The 15,922-nt window shown below is 63.4% G+C and carries 15 protein-coding genes; 4 read left to right on the top strand and 11 right to left on the bottom strand.

The genetic code is table 11. The features are described from left to right. Window positions 1–124 precede the first annotated feature (124 nt). The gene (gene lepA, locus G4G27_RS02825; protein WP_183111900.1) at window positions 125–1,933 is read right to left on the bottom strand and encodes a translation elongation factor 4; all 1,809 of its coding nucleotides are present in this window, start codon (window positions 1,931–1,933) and stop codon (window positions 125–127) included. 147 nt (window positions 1,934–2,080) lie between these two features. Here lepA and G4G27_RS02820 point away from each other — a divergent pair, with 147 nt between their 5' ends. Next, window positions 2,081–3,055 (top strand): CsgG/HfaB family protein, encoded by a 975-nt coding sequence (locus G4G27_RS02820; protein WP_244624522.1) that lies wholly within the window; start codon window positions 2,081–2,083, stop codon window positions 3,053–3,055. A 168-nt stretch (window positions 3,056–3,223) separates the two neighbouring features. Continuing rightward, the gene (locus G4G27_RS02815; RefSeq protein ID WP_183111899.1) at window positions 3,224–3,760 is read left to right on the top strand and encodes a peroxiredoxin; all 537 of its coding nucleotides are present in this window, start codon (window positions 3,224–3,226) and stop codon (window positions 3,758–3,760) included. 217 nt (window positions 3,761–3,977) lie between these two features. On the opposite strand, the gene G4G27_RS02810 is transcribed toward G4G27_RS02815, so the two are convergent. From G4G27_RS02810 to G4G27_RS02795, 4 genes are all read right to left on the bottom strand, one after another. Next, window positions 3,978–4,490: an ATP-binding protein gene (locus G4G27_RS02810; protein WP_183111897.1), complete on the bottom strand. Its 513-nt coding sequence runs from the start codon at window positions 4,488–4,490 to the stop codon at window positions 3,978–3,980. Further along, complete coding sequence (gene pnuC / locus G4G27_RS02805; RefSeq protein WP_183111895.1) at window positions 4,487–5,065, bottom strand: nicotinamide riboside transporter PnuC; 579 nt, start codon at window positions 5,063–5,065, stop codon at window positions 4,487–4,489. Before pnuC ends, G4G27_RS02810 begins: the two co-directional genes overlap by 4 nt. A gap of 162 nt (window positions 5,066–5,227) precedes the next feature. Then, window positions 5,228–6,259 (bottom strand): alanine racemase, encoded by a 1,032-nt coding sequence (gene alr / locus G4G27_RS02800; RefSeq protein ID WP_183111893.1) that lies wholly within the window; start codon window positions 6,257–6,259, stop codon window positions 5,228–5,230. Between the two features lie 33 nt (window positions 6,260–6,292). Then, on the bottom strand, window positions 6,293–7,915 hold the full coding sequence (locus tag G4G27_RS02795) for an MFS transporter (RefSeq protein WP_183111891.1): 1,623 nt from the start codon (window positions 7,913–7,915) through the stop codon (window positions 6,293–6,295). A gap of 59 nt (window positions 7,916–7,974) precedes the next feature. Between G4G27_RS02795 and G4G27_RS02790 the strand changes: the two genes are divergently transcribed. After that, window positions 7,975–8,493, top strand: coding sequence for a hypothetical protein (locus tag G4G27_RS02790; RefSeq protein WP_183111889.1), 519 nt, complete (start codon window positions 7,975–7,977; stop codon window positions 8,491–8,493). Continuing rightward, window positions 8,490–9,446, top strand: coding sequence for a cation transporter (locus tag G4G27_RS02785; protein WP_183111887.1), 957 nt, complete (start codon window positions 8,490–8,492; stop codon window positions 9,444–9,446). Before G4G27_RS02790 ends, G4G27_RS02785 begins: the two co-directional genes overlap by 4 nt. Window positions 9,447–9,451: 5 nt before the next feature. On the opposite strand, the gene G4G27_RS02780 is transcribed toward G4G27_RS02785, so the two are convergent. From G4G27_RS02780 to G4G27_RS02755, 6 genes are all read right to left on the bottom strand, one after another. Continuing rightward, window positions 9,452–10,006 carry a DUF1579 domain-containing protein gene (locus G4G27_RS02780; protein WP_202049654.1) on the bottom strand — a complete coding sequence of 185 codons (555 nt, stop codon included), beginning with the start codon at window positions 10,004–10,006 and terminating at the stop codon, window positions 9,452–9,454. Between the two features lie 90 nt (window positions 10,007–10,096). Next, complete coding sequence (gene mmsB / locus G4G27_RS02775) at window positions 10,097–10,978, bottom strand: 3-hydroxyisobutyrate dehydrogenase (RefSeq protein WP_183111885.1); 882 nt, start codon at window positions 10,976–10,978, stop codon at window positions 10,097–10,099. 129 nt (window positions 10,979–11,107) lie between these two features. Beyond that, complete coding sequence (locus G4G27_RS02770) at window positions 11,108–11,884, bottom strand: enoyl-CoA hydratase (RefSeq protein ID WP_183111883.1); 777 nt, start codon at window positions 11,882–11,884, stop codon at window positions 11,108–11,110. A 4-nt stretch (window positions 11,885–11,888) separates the two neighbouring features. Continuing rightward, window positions 11,889–12,974, bottom strand: a complete 1,086-nt coding sequence (locus G4G27_RS02765) for an enoyl-CoA hydratase/isomerase family protein (protein ID WP_183113571.1) — start codon at window positions 12,972–12,974, stop codon at window positions 11,889–11,891. Window positions 12,975–12,997: 23 nt separating this feature from the next. Then, window positions 12,998–14,740, bottom strand: coding sequence for an alpha/beta fold hydrolase (locus tag G4G27_RS02760; RefSeq protein ID WP_183111882.1), 1,743 nt, complete (start codon window positions 14,738–14,740; stop codon window positions 12,998–13,000). Then, on the bottom strand, window positions 14,737–15,882 hold the full coding sequence (locus G4G27_RS02755; RefSeq protein ID WP_183113570.1) for an acyl-CoA dehydrogenase family protein: 1,146 nt from the start codon (window positions 15,880–15,882) through the stop codon (window positions 14,737–14,739). The genes G4G27_RS02760 and G4G27_RS02755 overlap by 4 nt, the downstream gene beginning before the upstream one ends. Window positions 15,883–15,922: the final 40 nt, after the last annotated feature.

Genomic DNA, 15,922 nt, shown 5'->3' with positions numbered 1-15,922 from the left:
GAGGAGTTAAATGACCGCGCCGCAATATCTCCGCGTCTCCGCGTCTCCGCGGCTCCGCGCGAACCCATCTCACCTGGCCACACGCCATCCACTCAAGATGGCGCGTGCCCCGGCAAGCATGAGCTCAGCCATCATCCCCCATGCGCAGCGCGGCGATGAACGCCTCTTGCGGAATGCTCACCGAGCCATATTCGCGCATCCGCTTCTTGCCCTCTTTCTGCTTGTCGAGCAGCTTCTTCTTGCGGCTGATATCGCCGCCATAGCATTTCGCCGTCACGTCCTTGCGCATCGCCGCGATCGTCTCGCGCGCGATCACCTTGCCGCCGATCGCGGCCTGGATCGGGATCTTGAACAAATGCCGCGGGATCAAATCCTTCAACCGCTCGCACATGCCGCGCCCGCGCGCTTCGGCGGTGCCGCGGTGAACGATCATGCTCAGCGCATCGACCGGCTCGCCATTGACCAGGATGCCCATCTTGACCAGATCGCCCTCGCGATAGCCGATCTGATGATAATCGAAGCTCGCATAACCTCTGGAGATGCTCTTCAGCCGGTCGTAGAAGTCGAACACCACTTCGTTGAGCGGCAATTCGTACGTCACCTGCGCGCGGCCCGCGACATAGGTCAAATTCTTCTGGATCCCGCGCCGGTCCTGGCACAGCTTCAGGATCGGGCCGAGATATTCGTCCGGGCAATAAATCACCGCCTCGATCCACGGCTCGGCGATCGTCGCGATCTTGTTCGGCTCGGGCATGTCGGCCGGATTGTGCAGCTCGATATGGCCCTGCCCGTGAGTCAGCTCGATCTGATAGACCACCGACGGCGCGGTGGTGATCAGGTCGAGATCGTACTCGCGCGTCAGCCGCTCCTGGATGATCTCCAGATGCAACAGGCCGAGGAACCCGCAGCGGAAACCGAAGCCCAATGCCGCGCTCGACTCCATCTCGAAAGTGAAGCTCGCATCGTTGAGCCTGAGCTTGCCGATCGATTCACGCAGCTTCTCGAAATCCGCCGCATCGACCGGAAACAGGCCGCAGAACACCACTGGCTGAACCAGCTTGAAGCCGGGCAAGGCTTCGGCCGCCGGGCGCTTGGCATCAGTGATCGTGTCGCCGACCGCGGTCTGCGCCACTTCCTTGATCTGCGCGGTGATGAAGCCGATCTCGCCCACGCCAAGATCGGTAAGCTGTTCGATCTTCGGCCGGAAACAGCCGACCCGGTCGACCAGATGCGTCGTGCCGGTCGCCATGAACTTGATCTGCTGGCCCTTTTTCAAGGTGCCGGCCATCACGCGCACCAGGATGACGACGCCGAGATACGGGTCGTACCAGCTGTCGACCAGCATCGCCTTCAACGGCGCATCGGCATCGCCCTTGGGCGGCGGGATGCGCGTGACGATCGCCTCGAGTACTTCGGCGATGCCGATGCCCGATTTGGCGCTGGTCAGCACCGCGTTCGACGCGTCGAGCCCGATCACTTCCTCGATCTCGGCCCGGACCTTTTCCGGGTCGGCGGCGGGCAAATCGATCTTGTTGATCACCGGCACGATCTCATGATCATGCTCGATCGACTGATAGACATTGGCCAATGTCTGCGCCTCGACGCCCTGCGCCGCATCGACCACCAGCAACGCGCCCTCGCACGCGGCCAGGCTGCGCGAGACTTCATAGGCGAAGTCGACATGCCCCGGCGTGTCCATCAGGTTCAGCGTATAGGTCTCGCCGTCCTTCGCGGTGTAGCTCAGGCGCACGGTCTGCGCCTTGATCGTGATGCCGCGCTCCTTCTCGATATCCATGTTATCGAGCACCTGTTCGGACATCTCGCGCGCGGTCAGCCCGCCGGTAAGCTGGATCAGCCGGTCGGCCAGGGTCGATTTGCCATGGTCGATATGGGCGATGATCGAAAAATTGCGGATCTTGTCGAGCGGGGTCACTGTTTTCTCTGGATGGCGTGGCAGCTATTGGCTTGCCATAGCATCGCGCGGTCACATGGCAACCAAGAGGCAATTGCGGTTTTCCGCCAATGATGCGACGAGCTATCCAAGGGCGCGAATCATTTTTTTGTCAAAAGGGGATGCCAGATGGCTGGAAAGACAATGCTCGCCGGGGCAGCGATGCTGCTGATTACAACGACACCGGCACTTGCCGGTAAGGAACCGAAACAGGCCAAGGCCTCGAATGGCCAGCGGCTGCAACAGGCAGCGATGAGCGACGTGCCGCGCTGCTCGCGCAAACATGGCACGGTATCGATCGCCGATGGTGACGATCCCTCGGGCTGGACGCAGAACAGTCTGGCCCCGCCGCAGAAACTGCTGCGCGTGCTGGTGCAGCGTTCGGGTTGCTTCAACATCGTCGATCGCGGCACCGGCCTGAACGCCGCGACGCGCGAACGCGACATCGGCGCAGGGCTCGGCCTGCAGCGCCAGTCGAATGTCGGCCAGGGTCAGATCAAGGCGGCGGACTATGTCCTCGTCGCTGAAATCCAGGGCGCGAACAGCAATGTCAGCGGCAACGGCGCGGCCGGCGCGGCGGGCGCACTGCTCGGCGGCCCGATCGGCGGTCTGCTCGGCGGCATCAAGTCGCGCAAGATGGAGGCCAACACGGTCCTGTCGCTGACCAATGTCCGCACCACTGAAACGATCGCGGTCGAGGACGGTTATGCCGCGAAGCGCGACACCAGCTTTGCGGTCGGTGGCGTGTTCGGCGGCGGTGGCGTCGGCGTTGGCGGGATCGGCGGCGGTTACGAAAGCACCGATATCGGCCGCATCGTGACGCTGTCGTTCATCCAGGCCTATACCAAGATGGTGACCAGCCTGGGGTACATCACCCCCGGCGACGAGGGCACTGCGCAGGCCGCGCCCAAAAAGACCTTCACCGCGCAAGGCCCGGTCGCGATGCGCCGCGCCGCCAACCCCAAGGGCGCGATCATCCGCACCTTGCCGGTCGGCTCGATCGTCTATCCCACCGGCCAGCAGAACGGCCTGTGGTGGGAAGTCGCGGACGAAAACGACAATGTCGGGTGGGTCATGAACACCAAGCTGGCGCCGTCGCTGTAACCTAAATCCTCCCCGTTACCGGGGAGGATCAAAAATACGGCGCGGCGTTGATTCAACGCCGCGCCGTTTTCGTGTCTGACGACAATCGAAAACGCGAAGCATGGGATAGCGGTTCGTCGTCTCCGGTCGTAGCGTAACGCGTTCCCGCCTGTCCGGAGTCGTAAGCCCATGAAATCGATCGCCACCGCCCTCGCCCTCGCCGCCGCGACCATCGCCCTGCCCGCTTCCGCGGCTTTGCCGGTCGGCGCCCAGGCGCCGGTCTTCACCACCAAGGCCGCGCTTGGCGGCAAGCCGTTCGATTTCGCCCTGGCCAGGGCGCTGAAAAAGGGTCCGGTGGTGATCTATTTCTTCCCCGCCGCCTTCACGCAGGGGTGCACGATCGAAACGCATGAATTCGCCGAAGCCGCCGCTGAATTCCACAGGAACGGCGCGACGCTGATCGGCCTGTCCGCCGACCCGATCGACAAGCTCGCCAAATTCTCGGTCGAGGCGTGCCGCAACAAATTTCCGGTCGGCGTCGCCAGCGCCACGACGATCGCCGGCTATGACGTGCCGCTCAAGGCCGGCGCAACGATGACCAACCGCACCTCCTATGTCATCGCGCCCGACGGCAAGGTGCTCTTCACTTTGTCGCAGATGAACCCCGCCGGACACGTCCAGGGCACGCTCGACGCGGTCAAGGCATGGAAAGCACGCAAACGCTAAGCGCCTCTTACTCCCCTCCCTGCAAGGGAGGGGCTGGGGGTGGGTCAGCGGCGGACGGGGCTCGAAGCCCCGTTCGGCGCTACGCACCGAGCGATGCGCTGCGCGATCGCACCCTCCCCCGACCTCCCATAAAGGGAGGGGAGTAAGAAAAGAGGAAGGAAGGAAGGAAGGAAGGAAGGAAGGAAGGAAGGAATAAATAAGGGAGAGCAAGAACACCCTAAACCAACCCCGCCGCCTCGATCGCGGCAAGCGCGCTGGCGAAGCGTTCCTCACCCTCGCCCCGCACCAGCGCCCAGCGCACCCCACGCCGTTCGAGCTCGGCCCGTGACAAGTCGAAGAAACGCTGCCGCTCCGCCACCGACCCGAACATGCGCGTGCCGTCCTCGATCCAGGGCAAGTCGATATCGAACAGCAGATAAAGATCGGCCGTCCCGGTCCACGCATCGAACCAGGGATCGCGATATCCGAACAGCATGTCCGCCCATACCGCGGTCATCAGCGGATCGGTGTCGAGGATCAGCAAATCGATGCCGTTCATCGCGCGCGTCAGCCGGTCATGCGTCTGCGCGATCGTGACCAGGTCGGCCATGGTGAAATCCACGCCGTGCGCCTCCGCGAAGGTGCGACCATATTCATCGACCACCGCGCCCGACAAATGCCGCGCGAGACGCGGGGCGAGCGTCGACTTGCCCGTGCTCTCCGGTCCGTGAAGACAGATGGTGCGGGTCATATCCCAGCCTTATCTGGACCGCTCCGTTCGGCACGACGCCAGTCGCGCAGGCCCCAGATCGAAACCGCCAGCAACACCACATACAGCGCACAGGTGACCCACAGATCCTTCAGCGCGTACATGCCGATCGCGATCAGATCGACCGCGATCCACAACAGCCAATTCTCGATTTTCTGCCGCGACAACAGGATTTGCGCGGCGATGCTGGCCATCGCGACGCCGGCATCGAGCCAGGGCAAGGCCGCGTCGGTGAAGCGGTGCATCAACCAGCCCCAGCCCGCCGTCGCCGCAGCGATTCCGCCAAGCCAGAGCCACCGATCCGCCGGTTTCATTCGCTCGACCCGGATCTCTCCCTCGCGCGCAACCGAGTGCGACCAGTGCCGCCAGCCATAAAGATTGATCACCAGGAAAAAACCCTGCAGCAGCGCATCGCTGTACAGCTTCGCGTGGAAGAAAATCCACGCGAAGAGCAGCACGCCCATGATCGCGAACGCATAGTTCCAGATGCTGCGGCGGGCGACCAGCACGACGTTGATGACAATGAGGAGAGAGGCGATCGCCTCGAGTCCGGACATGGCCGTGCCGATAGTGCGATGTGGACGCGCCGTCGAGGTGTGCAGTCTTCCCCTCTCCCACAAGGGATTCCTCTGCGAACCAAGTCCGGCTTGTTAATTTGTCAGATGGAGGTTGGTTGCGCGCAGCGTCTGGGAGGTGATTTTGCTGATAAGCCCCGAACGTCAGCGCCAAACCCGATCGAAGCGTTTGCCCAAACCAGTCAGCAATTCATATTGCGACATCCCCGACAGCGCCGCCGCCTCAGGCAATGCATAATCGAGCGACAGCCAGTCGCCTTCACCGAGTTCCGGCGCACCCGATACGTCGACGGCGATAAGATCCATCGACACGCGACCAAGCAGCGGCAACCGCCGTCCTTCGAACAGCGCCGCGCCCTTGTCCGAGAAACCACGGAAATAACCATCGGCATAACCGAGATTGAGGATCGCGACCTCGATCTCGGCCGGTGCGGTGAAGATCGCGTTGTAGCCGATCATACCGCCCGCGGGGACGGTGCGGCGCTGAAGGATTTGCGCCTCGGGTGTCACGACCTGGCGGACGACGCCGTTGAATTCGGGCCGCGGGACACCTCCATAGAGCGCGAGACCGGGGCGGGTCAGGTCGAACGCATAATCGGAACCGAGCCCGATCCCGGCGGAGTTCGCCAGGCTCAGCCGCTTCGCCTGCGTCCGTCCGGCAAGTGCGGCAAAGGTGGCGCGCTGGCGCTCGTTCATCGCGTCGTCCTCATCGGCGCAGGCGAGATGACTCATCAGCGTCTCGACCTGTACGCCATCGAGCAGACCGCTCGTCACATCATCGACCGACAGGCCGAGCCGGTTCATGCCGGTATCGACCATCACGTCGCACGGACCGCCGCCCGCCTGTTTCCAGCGCACGACCTGGTTTGCGGTGTTGAGCACCGGGCGGGCTCCCCCTGCCGCGGCAAGCATCATATCCGCATCGCGAACACCGTGCAGAACCGAGACCTGCACGCCCAAGGCAGCGATGGCGTTTGCTTCGGCCCAGTTGGCGACAAAGAAATCGCGACACCCGGCAGCGGCGAGCCGCTTCACCACCTCGACCGCACCCAGCCCATAGCCGTCCGCCTTGATCGCAGCGCCGCATGCCGCGCCACCGCTCATGGCGGAAAGTGCGCGCCAGTTACCGACAAGGGCAGCACCATCGAGGTTTAACCGTAAGGGGGCATAGGTCATGCGTTTGCGGTTAGCGTCGCTTGCGCAGGCGCGCTAGTCGGCGCTCGCCATACCCGGCCTGGTTTCTGACAAACCCCACACAGTAACGACCAAGGCCATGGCGACCACGGCCATTGTGTACCACAGCCCCGCATAGGGGTCGCCGGTGCGCGCGACGATGAACTGGCTGATAAAGGGCAGGAAACCACCGAAATAGCCGGTGCCGAGATGATAGGGAATCGACATCGAGCTGTAGCGAATACGCGGCGGAAACATCTCCGACAGCAACGCCGCGACCGGGCCATAGGTGACCCCCGACAGCGCGCCGAGGATGAGGATCGCGAACAGGATGACGGCGATGTTGAACGGCGACGGTACGACCTTGTCGAGATTATACCCCGCATCCGCCAGCGCCTTGTCGAGGCCCGCCGGGCTGGTGTCGGGAATCGGGTTGCCGCCGATCATTACCACCGTCACCGGGCTGTGCGCCTTGGTATATTGCACGCCCTTTTTCGAGAAATAGTCGAGCAGGATGCCGCACTGGTCGGTCTGTTTCGGCGCGAACGGGCTGTACGAACAGACCGGACCGGAAACGACCACCGGCGCGCGCTTTGCGGCACGCGCGAGCTCGGGATTGGCGGCGCTGCCGATCGTCCAGAAGATCGGGAAAAGCAGGACCAGGGTCAGCGCATAGCCGATCACGATCGGCGCCTTGCGTCCGACCCGGTCGGAAAGCTTGCCGAACAGGATGAACCAGAACAGCCCCATGCAGCAGCCCGCGCCGACGATCAGCTGCGCGGTGGTTTCCTGGACGCGCATCGTCGTTTGCAGGAACGACAGGACGCTGAACATCGCGGTGTACCAGATCACCGTCAGCCCCGCGGCGATGCCGAACAGCGCGACGAACAGGCGCTTGAGATTGCCGGGATAAGTAAAGCTCTCGACGAACGGATTCTTGGCCATTTCGCCCTCGGCCTTCATCTTCTTGAAGACCGGGCTTTCCGACAATTTGAGACGCATCCACAGCGACACGGCAAGCAGCAGGAGCGAGAAGAGGAACGGAAAACGCCAGCCCCAGCTGTCCCAGGCTTCGGTCGACAGCGCCGATTTGGTGCCAAGCACGACGACCAGGCTGAGGATGAATCCACCGACCACGCTGGCCTGGATGAAGCTGGTATAATAGCCCGATTTGCCCTTCGGCGAATGCTCCGCGACATAGATTGCCGCACCGCCATATTCGCCGCCGAGCGCAAGGCCCTGCAGGATGCGCAAGCCGATAACGAGGACCGGCGCGGCAAAGCCGATCGCGGCGAAGGAGGGGATGAGTCCGACGCAAGCGGTGGCGACACCCATCAGCGTGATGGTGACGAGAAAGGTATATTTGCGTCCGAGCTTGTCGCCGAGATATCCGAACAGCACGGCGCCCAGGGGCCGGAAACCAAAGCCGACCGCGAAACCCGCCCAGGCGAGCAGAGTCTGCACCAGCTCATTGCCTGCCGGAAAAAAGGTGCGGCCAATGATGCCCGACGCGGCGAGCGTCCCGTAGATGAAGAAGTCGTACCATTCGAACACGGTGCCGAGCGACGACGCGGTGATGACCAGACGGATGTCCTTCACCGACGGTTCGGACGTCATGTCAGGCTCTGACGCGATATCGGCTGCCGTGGTTATGGCCATCTTCTACTCCCCCTAGGACCATCAAGGTTTAGCGGGATTGTCGGGAGCGGCAAGCGCCCGTGTTGCTCAGATCGATCGTCACACTGTGCGGAACGGTCGGACCGGACGATTGTTGTCCGGCTGAAATGAAAGCGATCTCGATCTTTCTTACCTGCGCCGCTCTGTCCGGATGCGACACGCTGCCAAGGGATCCGGACAGCACGCTTGACCGGATCCGCGGTGGTCAAGTCATCCGCGTCGGCGTTGCTTTGCCTGACGATACCGGCCTGGCCGGACCGGCTGCCGCATTGCTCGCTCGCGTCGGCGAAGAGACCGGCGCAAAGCCGCAGATCGCGCGGGGGTCGCTCGAGCCGCTGCTTGTGAACCTCGAGCAGGGGCGACTCGACATAGTGATCGCCGCGTTTGCGCACGACACGCCATGGGCGACGCGCGTAGCACTTGCACCGCCGCTCGCGATCCAGGGTGAGAACGCCGACCGACTGGAACTGCGCGCGGCGATGCCCAATGGCGAGAATCGCTGGGTCATGCTGGTCGAGAAAGCGACCCGCGCGGTCGCGCCGGAGGCCGCCAGATCATGAGCGGCAGCGATAGCGACCGGCTGCCGCCTGAGCTGCAAGAAACGATGCGCAGCGCCGTGCGACTGGAATATTGGAACATCGCTTGGACGGTGTCGATCATCACCTTGATGGGCCTGGTGCTCGGCCAGAGCCAGACGATGAAGACCGCCTGGATCGAGGATACGCTAGGGCTGATCCCGCCGATCGCGTTCCTGATCGCGGCGAAGATGGAAATGCGCGGCACACGCTCTCGCCGCTTCACCTTCGGCTTCGACCGGGTCAACGGACTCGGCTTCTTCGTCGCGGCGGTCGCTCTGGCCTCGGTCGGCGCAGCCCTGCTGTGGAATTCGGTGGTGACGCTAATCGCCGCCGAGCATGCATCGGTACCTTCGATCCATCTGTTCGGACGCGATATCTGGCTCGGCTGGCTGATGCTCGCGGCACAATTCTATTCGCTGATTCCGCCAATGATCATCGGGCGTAAGGAATTGCCGCTCGCGGTGAAGCTCAATGACAAATTGCTCCACACCGACGCGCTGATGAACAAGGCCAACTGGTTGACCGGCGCGGCCGGCTTTGCCGGGATCATCGGTCTGGGCCTTGGCTGGTGGTGGGCGGATTCTGTTGCGGCGATCGTGATTGCCCTCGACGTGCTGCATGACGGGATCAAAGCGCTACGATCCTCGACGGCCGAACTGGTCGATGGCGCGCCGCGTGAGCTCGGCGGGACGGGCATCGCTAAAGACGCCGCAGCGCTGCATGCCGAGCTAGGCCGCCGTTTCCCCGACGCGACGATCCGCGTGCGCGAAACCGGACGCCTGATCCGCGCCGAAGTACACGGCGTCAGCGCGCCCGAGCCTAGCCTGCCTTTGCGCGAATTCTGGCCCGGCGACGACGACACCGCGTGGCGCCTCGCCCATGTCGGCTTTTCCGCTCGAGGGCAGAGCGATGCGCCGGAGCGGCGGTCCGACTGAACAGGTCAGGTGCGGGTAAAGTGCATGACCCAGTTGGTTTCCCAGGTCTTGCCGCCATCGTCCGACAAAGCCTGGCGCCATTCCGCGCTGTTGGCGGCGATCGCCGACCATTGGAAGCGCAGCTTGACCGGCTTTCCGCGCAACGTGTCATCGGCCAGGAAAGTGCCGACGCCGTCCTGGAAATTGCCTTTTACCGGTACGTCGAGCGTATGCGGGGTACGCCCATCGAGCCACCAGATCGCCCAGAGTTTGGACTTTGGATCATAGGATCGCAGGCCGACCGCACGATAGGCGCCGGCGGGCAGGTCGAGCCAATTGTCTTCGACATTGCCGACACCGTCCATCAGCGGCTGCATGATGCATGTGCCGTCGAATTCCTGCCACGCGTCGCTGCCGGTCAGCCGTTCCCTGAGACGGCGATGCTTTACGCGCCACGATCCGATCAGGAAATCGAAATCGCGCGCGTGATCGTCATCGGCAAGGGTCGCAGCGAAGGCGGGCGTCGCGGTGGCGGCGCCGGCCAGGACAGTGAAGCTGAGCATATCGCGGCGGTCGATCATCGGGCGTCCTTACTTGGTGGACGTCCTGTCTAGTCGCCTGATCCTGACACCAAGTGTCAGGATATTTCGCCTCTCCAAAAAAAATCCCGATTAGTCCCCGTCAAGCATTCGGAGGATGGCGGAGAAATCCAGCCCGCCCTGCCCTGCGGCATTGAACTTCTCATACAATTCCGCGGCCTTGGCGCCCATCGGGGTGTCGGCGTGCGCGGTGCCGGCGGCTTCCATTGCGAGACGCAAATCCTTGAGCATCAGCGCGGTGGCGAAGCCGCCCTGGTAATCATTATCGGCGGGCGTAGTCGGGCCGACGCCGGGGAGTGGCGCATAGCTGGTCATCGACCAGCTCTGGCCGGACGAGACACTGGCGATGTCGAAGAATTTCTGCGGATCGAGACCGAGTTTGCGCGCCAGCAGAAACGCCTCGCACGTGCCCACCATGGTGATGCCGAGCAGCATGTTGTTGGCGATCTTGGCGACCTGACCAGTGCCGCTGGCGCCGGCATGGATCACCGCCTTGCCCATATCGACGAGGAAAGGCTGGGCACGTTCGAACGCCGCGTCGCTTCCTCCGACCATGAAGGTCAGCGTGCCGCCATTTGCGGCGGCGATGCCGCCCGATACGGGCGCATCGACCGCGGCATAACCCTTGGCGGCCGCGGTTTCGGCGACACGCTTCGCGGTGGCGACGTCGATCGTCGAACAATCGATCAGGATCGCGGATTGCGGTGCGGCCGTGAAAATCGCGTCGCTATAGACGCCTTCAACATGCTTGCCGGCGGGCAGCATGGTGATGACCGCCTCGGCGCCGTCGAGCGCTTCCTCGACGCTCGCGGCGGGCAGGCAGCCGGCTTCCCTGGCACGCGCGAGCGCGTCGGCGGAAAGGTCGAAGGCGCGGACGTCATGCCCCTTCTTCGCGAGATTCGCGGCCATCCCGCCGCCCATATTGCCGAGACCGATGAATGCGACGCGTGCCATTTTCTTCTCTCCAAATTCACTCTCGTCATCCCAGCGAAGGCTGGGATCTTTGTGGGGCTGGCGTTGCGCACTCCCCAATGAGACCCCAGCCTGCGCTGGAGTGACGCTTCGGTTAAAGGCGTGGTTCGATTATTTCCCGGTCCAGTTCCCCGGACGCTTCTCAACAAACGCAGCCATGCCTTCCTTCTGGTCGGCGGTGCCGAACAGGGCATGGAACAGGCGGCGTTCGAACTGGATGCCTTGTGCGAGGCCGGTCTCGAATGCCGCGTTGACCATCTCCTTGTTGGCGAGCGCCGCAAGTGGCGCCATGCCGGCGATCGTCGCAGCGGTCTTCAGCGCCTCGTCGAGCAGTTCGGCGGCCGGCACGATACGGCTGACCAGGCCGGCGCGCTCGGCTTCCTCAGCGCCCATCATCCGGCCGGTCAGGCACATCTCCATTGCCTTTGCCTTGCCCACCGCGCGGGTCAGGCGCTGCGACCCGCCCATGCCGGGCGCGACGCCGAGCTTGATCTCGGGCTGGCCGAATTTCGCGGTGTCGGCGGCGAGGATGAAATCGCACATCATCGCCAGTTCGCATCCGCCGCCAAGCGCGAAGCCGGCAACCGCGGCGATGATCGGCTTGCGTGTCGCGGTGAAGCGCTCCCAGCCAGCGAAATAATTGTCGATGAACATATCGGCGAACGACTGATCGGCCATTTCCTTGATGTCAGCGCCGGCGGCAAAGGCCTTTTCGCTGCCGGTCAGCACCGCGCAATGCTGGCTGTCGTCGGCGTCATAGGCTGTCATCGCAGCGATCAGTTCGCCGAGCACCTGATTGTTGAGCGCATTGAGCGCCTGGGGCCGGTTGAGCGTGATCAACGTGACGGCGTCGCGTTGTTCGACGAGCAGGGTTTCATATGTGGCCATGGGATCAGTCTCCGTCGGCATTGTCAGCAAAGGATGGTGCGGGAAGCGGCGTCCAGGCCTGGCTGGATGGCAGCGGCTGGAAGAAACCATCGACCATCGCCTCGGTCACGCCTTCCGGCGTGGCGGGGTTCCAGGTCGGGTTATTGTCCTTGTCGATCAGCAGTGCGCGCACGCCCTCGCCAAAGTCCGGATGGCGGAACATGCGCGCGGCGATGCCGAATTCCATGCGCATCTCATCGACGAAATGCGGCTGGCGCGGGCTTTCGACAAGCATGCGCAGCGATACCTTGCAGGCGGTCGGCGACTTGGGGCGCAGCGTCTCGCGTTGCTTGATCGCCCAGTCGGAGCCGTCGGCCTTTAGCGCGGCGAGGATCTCCTCATAGTCATCCGACGCGAACAGCCGGTCGATCGCCGGCAGATGCTCGACGATCTTCGCCGGCGGCGGCACCACAGCGGCACCGGCAAGGATCGATTCGACCTTTTCCGGCGTCGCGCAGAGTTCGGCCTTGAGCGCTTCGAGCTTGTCGGACGGCACATAATAATTGGCCAGGCCGAGCGCGATGCAGTCGGCGCCGTCGAGCCGCGCGCCGGTCAGCGCGAGATATTGCGCCGCGCGACCACGCAGCCGCGACAGATAACGTCCGCCGCCGACATCGGGGAACAGGCCGATCGCGGTTTCGGGCATCGCGAACATCGTGCGTTCGGTGACGACGCGGTAGCGACACGGGCAAGCAATGCCGACCCCGCCGCCCATCGTCACGCCGTCCATGAACACCACGCCGGGCTTGGGGTAAGTGTACATCAAATGGTTGAGGCGATATTCCTGGAAGAAGAACGCATGTCCCGCCGCGCCGTGCCCTTGCGCACTACGCGCGATCGTCACGACATCGCCGCCGGCGCAGAAGCCACGCCCCTCGGCATGGTCGATCAGGACAAGGCGCACGCTGCGATCCTCGCGCCAGTCGAGCAGCGCGCGAGTCATCTGCTGCACCATCGGCAAGTTGAGCGCATTGAGCGCCTTGGGCCGGTTGAGGCGCAGGCGCCCGGCCGCGCCATCGCGATAGGCAAGCGTTTCGGCCGCGGTGGTCATATCGTTCATCGGTCAGCGTAAACTCAGTGAGTGATGGAGACATAGGAGCCCGGGGCGGGCTCGATCGGGTTGGCGGCTTTCCGGGGCGCCACGCGCTTGCCCGAGCCCGCGGCACTGAGCCAACCGTCCCATAGCGGCCACCATGAACCGGGATGCTGCTCGGCATCGGCAAGCCATTCCTCGGCGGTCGGCGGCATCGTGTCCGCTGTCCAATAACCATGCTTATTGGCCGCGGGCGGGTTGATCACCCCGGCATTGTGTCCGGAGCCGCCGAGAATGAAGGTGACCGGACCACCGAACAGCTTGGCGCCGTCATAGACCGCGCTCCAGGCCGAGACATGATCGTCCTTCAGCGCGACGAGCAGCACCGGAGTCTGCACGATCGACAAGTCGATCGCGACTCCACCCACCTCGAACCCGGTGCCTTCCTTCAGCGCATTGGAGAAGAGCAGGCCGCGATTATACGATTTGAGGAATGCCTGCGGGATGCGCGCGCCATCCTCGAACCAGTAAAGCAGATCGGACGGCGGCGCGGCGCGATCGAGCAGATAATGGTTGATCACCGACGACCAGATCAGGTCGTTCGACCGCACCGCCGCGAAGAGTTGCTGCAACTCGGTCGAATCGATGAAACCGCGCTTTTCGAGATGCTCCTCAAGCGCGTCGAGATGCGCTTCGTGCACGAACGCCGACCAGTCGCGCATATCGGCGAAATCGACCATCGATCCGATCAGGGTCGCGCTGCCGATCTCCCCGGCACGGCCCTTTGCCGCCAGATACGCCAGCGTGATTGCGACCAATGTACCACCGAGGCAGAAGGCGAAGAGATCGACTTTGGCCTTGCCGGCTTTTTTTCGTACTTCCCCGAGCGCGGTGACGATGCCGTCAAGGACATACTGCTCGACGCCGCAATCACGATGGCTCTCGTCGGGATTGATCCACGAGATGACGAATACGGTGCGGCCTTGTTCGACCAGCCAGCGCACCATGCTCGAGCGCGCCTGCAGGTCGATCATGTAGAATTTGTTCACCAGCGGCGGCACGTAGAGCATCGGCTCGGCATGCACGTCGGGTGTGACGGGATCGTACTGGATCAGCTGGAACAGATGGTTCTGAAACACCACGCTGCCCGGCGTGGCGGCGATGTTGCCGCCCTTGGTGAAAGCATTCTCGTCGGTGCGACGGCGCACGATGCCCTTGCCCGACGCCATATCCTCGATGAGATGCGCGAAGCCCGCCGCGAGATTGGCGCCGCCGGTTTCAATCGTGCGCTGGATCACTTCCGGGTTGGTCATCGCGAAGTTGGTCGGGGCGATGGCGTTGAGATACTGATCGAGTACGAACGCAGTCATCGCCTTATCGCGGCTATGCGGCCCCTCTGCGACTTCGGCCACGGCGCGCAACTGCTTCGAGGCAAGCAGATATGCGTCGCGCAACGCGCGGAAATAGGGCTGTTCTTCCCAATCGGCGGCGGCGAAACGGCGGTCGCGCGGTTTTTCCGCATCGGGTTTGGGCAACCAGGCCTGAGTCCAGAAATCACCCCATTCACGTGCGGCCTGAAGCTGCACATCGAACAATTGCTGCGGGTTCGACCCCAGCCCCATGGCGAAGCCCGACATGGAGCGGAACAGCGCCAGCGGATCGTAAGGCTGGCTCTGCCCGGTCCGGATCGGCGCGCGCGCGGCAGCACCGAGCGCGTTCGACACATTGGCGAGCGCGTCCTGCCACAAAGCGGAGACGCTCGGCGGATTGGGCTGATCGGTCATTGGCGGGTCAGCTCGCGGCCGACGATCATGCGCATCACCTGATTGGTGCCCTCAAGAATCGAATGCACGCGCAGGTCGCGCCAGAAGCGCTCGATCGGATAGTCCATCAGATAACCATAACCGCCGTGCAGCTGCAGCGCGCGATCCGCCACGCTCGATCCGGTATCGGTCGCCAGGCGCTTGGCCATCGCCGCGAACTTGGTCTTGTCGGGCGCATTGGCGGTGACCTTGGCCGCCGCGATATAGAGCAGGGCGCGCGCTGCCTCGAGATCGGTCGCCATGTCGGCCAGAGTGAATTGCGTGTTTTGGAAATCGGCGATCGCGGTGCCGAACTGCTTACGGTCCTTGGTATACTTCACCGCCTCATCGAGGCAGCGCTGCGCACCGCCGAGCGAGCAGGCGCCGATATTGAGGCGCCCGCCATCAAGGCCCATCATCGCGATGCGGAACCCCTCGCCCAGCCCGCCGACAAGGTTTTCTCCCGGCACGCGGACATTGTCGAAGATGACCTGAGCGGTCGGCTGTGAATGCCAGCCGAGCTTGCGTTCGTTCGCACCGAAGCTGACCCCGGGCATGTCCTTTTCGATCACCATGCAGCTGATCCCCTTGGGACCATCCTCACCGGTGCGGACCATCGTGACGTAGATTTCGTTCTCGCCGCCGCCCGAGATGAACTGCTTGGTGCCGGTGACCAGCCAGTCGTCGCCGTCCTTCACCGCGCGCGTTTTCAGCGCGGCGGCGTCCGAGCCCGAACCCGGTTCGGTCAGGCAGTAGCTGGCGATCTTGTCCATCGTGACCAGGCTGGGCAGGAACTTGTCCTTCACCGCCTGCGCGCCGAAGCGATCGATCATCCAGCTCGCCATATTATGGATCGAGATGAACGCGCTGGTGGAGGCGCAGCCATAAGCCATCGCCTCCATGATCAGCGCGGATTCGAGGCGACCGAGATTGATCCCGCCCGATTCCTCCGAGACGTAGATCGATGCAAAGCCGAGCTCAGCCGCCTGCTTGATCGTGTCGCGCGGGAAGATGTGTTTTTCATCCCATTCCGCCGCGAACGGCGTGATGCGATCGGCCGTGAACTTGCGCGCCAGATCCTGGATCTCGCGCTGGTCATCGGTGAGGTCGAACTGGTTGGTCATGGTTTCCACTGTCTCTCGTATCCGGCTCGCCCCGCGGGCA

It is taken from the genome of Sphingomonas sp. So64.6b (assembly GCF_014171475.1).
In the GTDB taxonomy this organism is placed as follows: domain Bacteria; phylum Pseudomonadota; class Alphaproteobacteria; order Sphingomonadales; family Sphingomonadaceae; genus Sphingomonas; species Sphingomonas alpina_A.
This window is presented reverse-complemented; position numbering and strand designations above follow the sequence as displayed.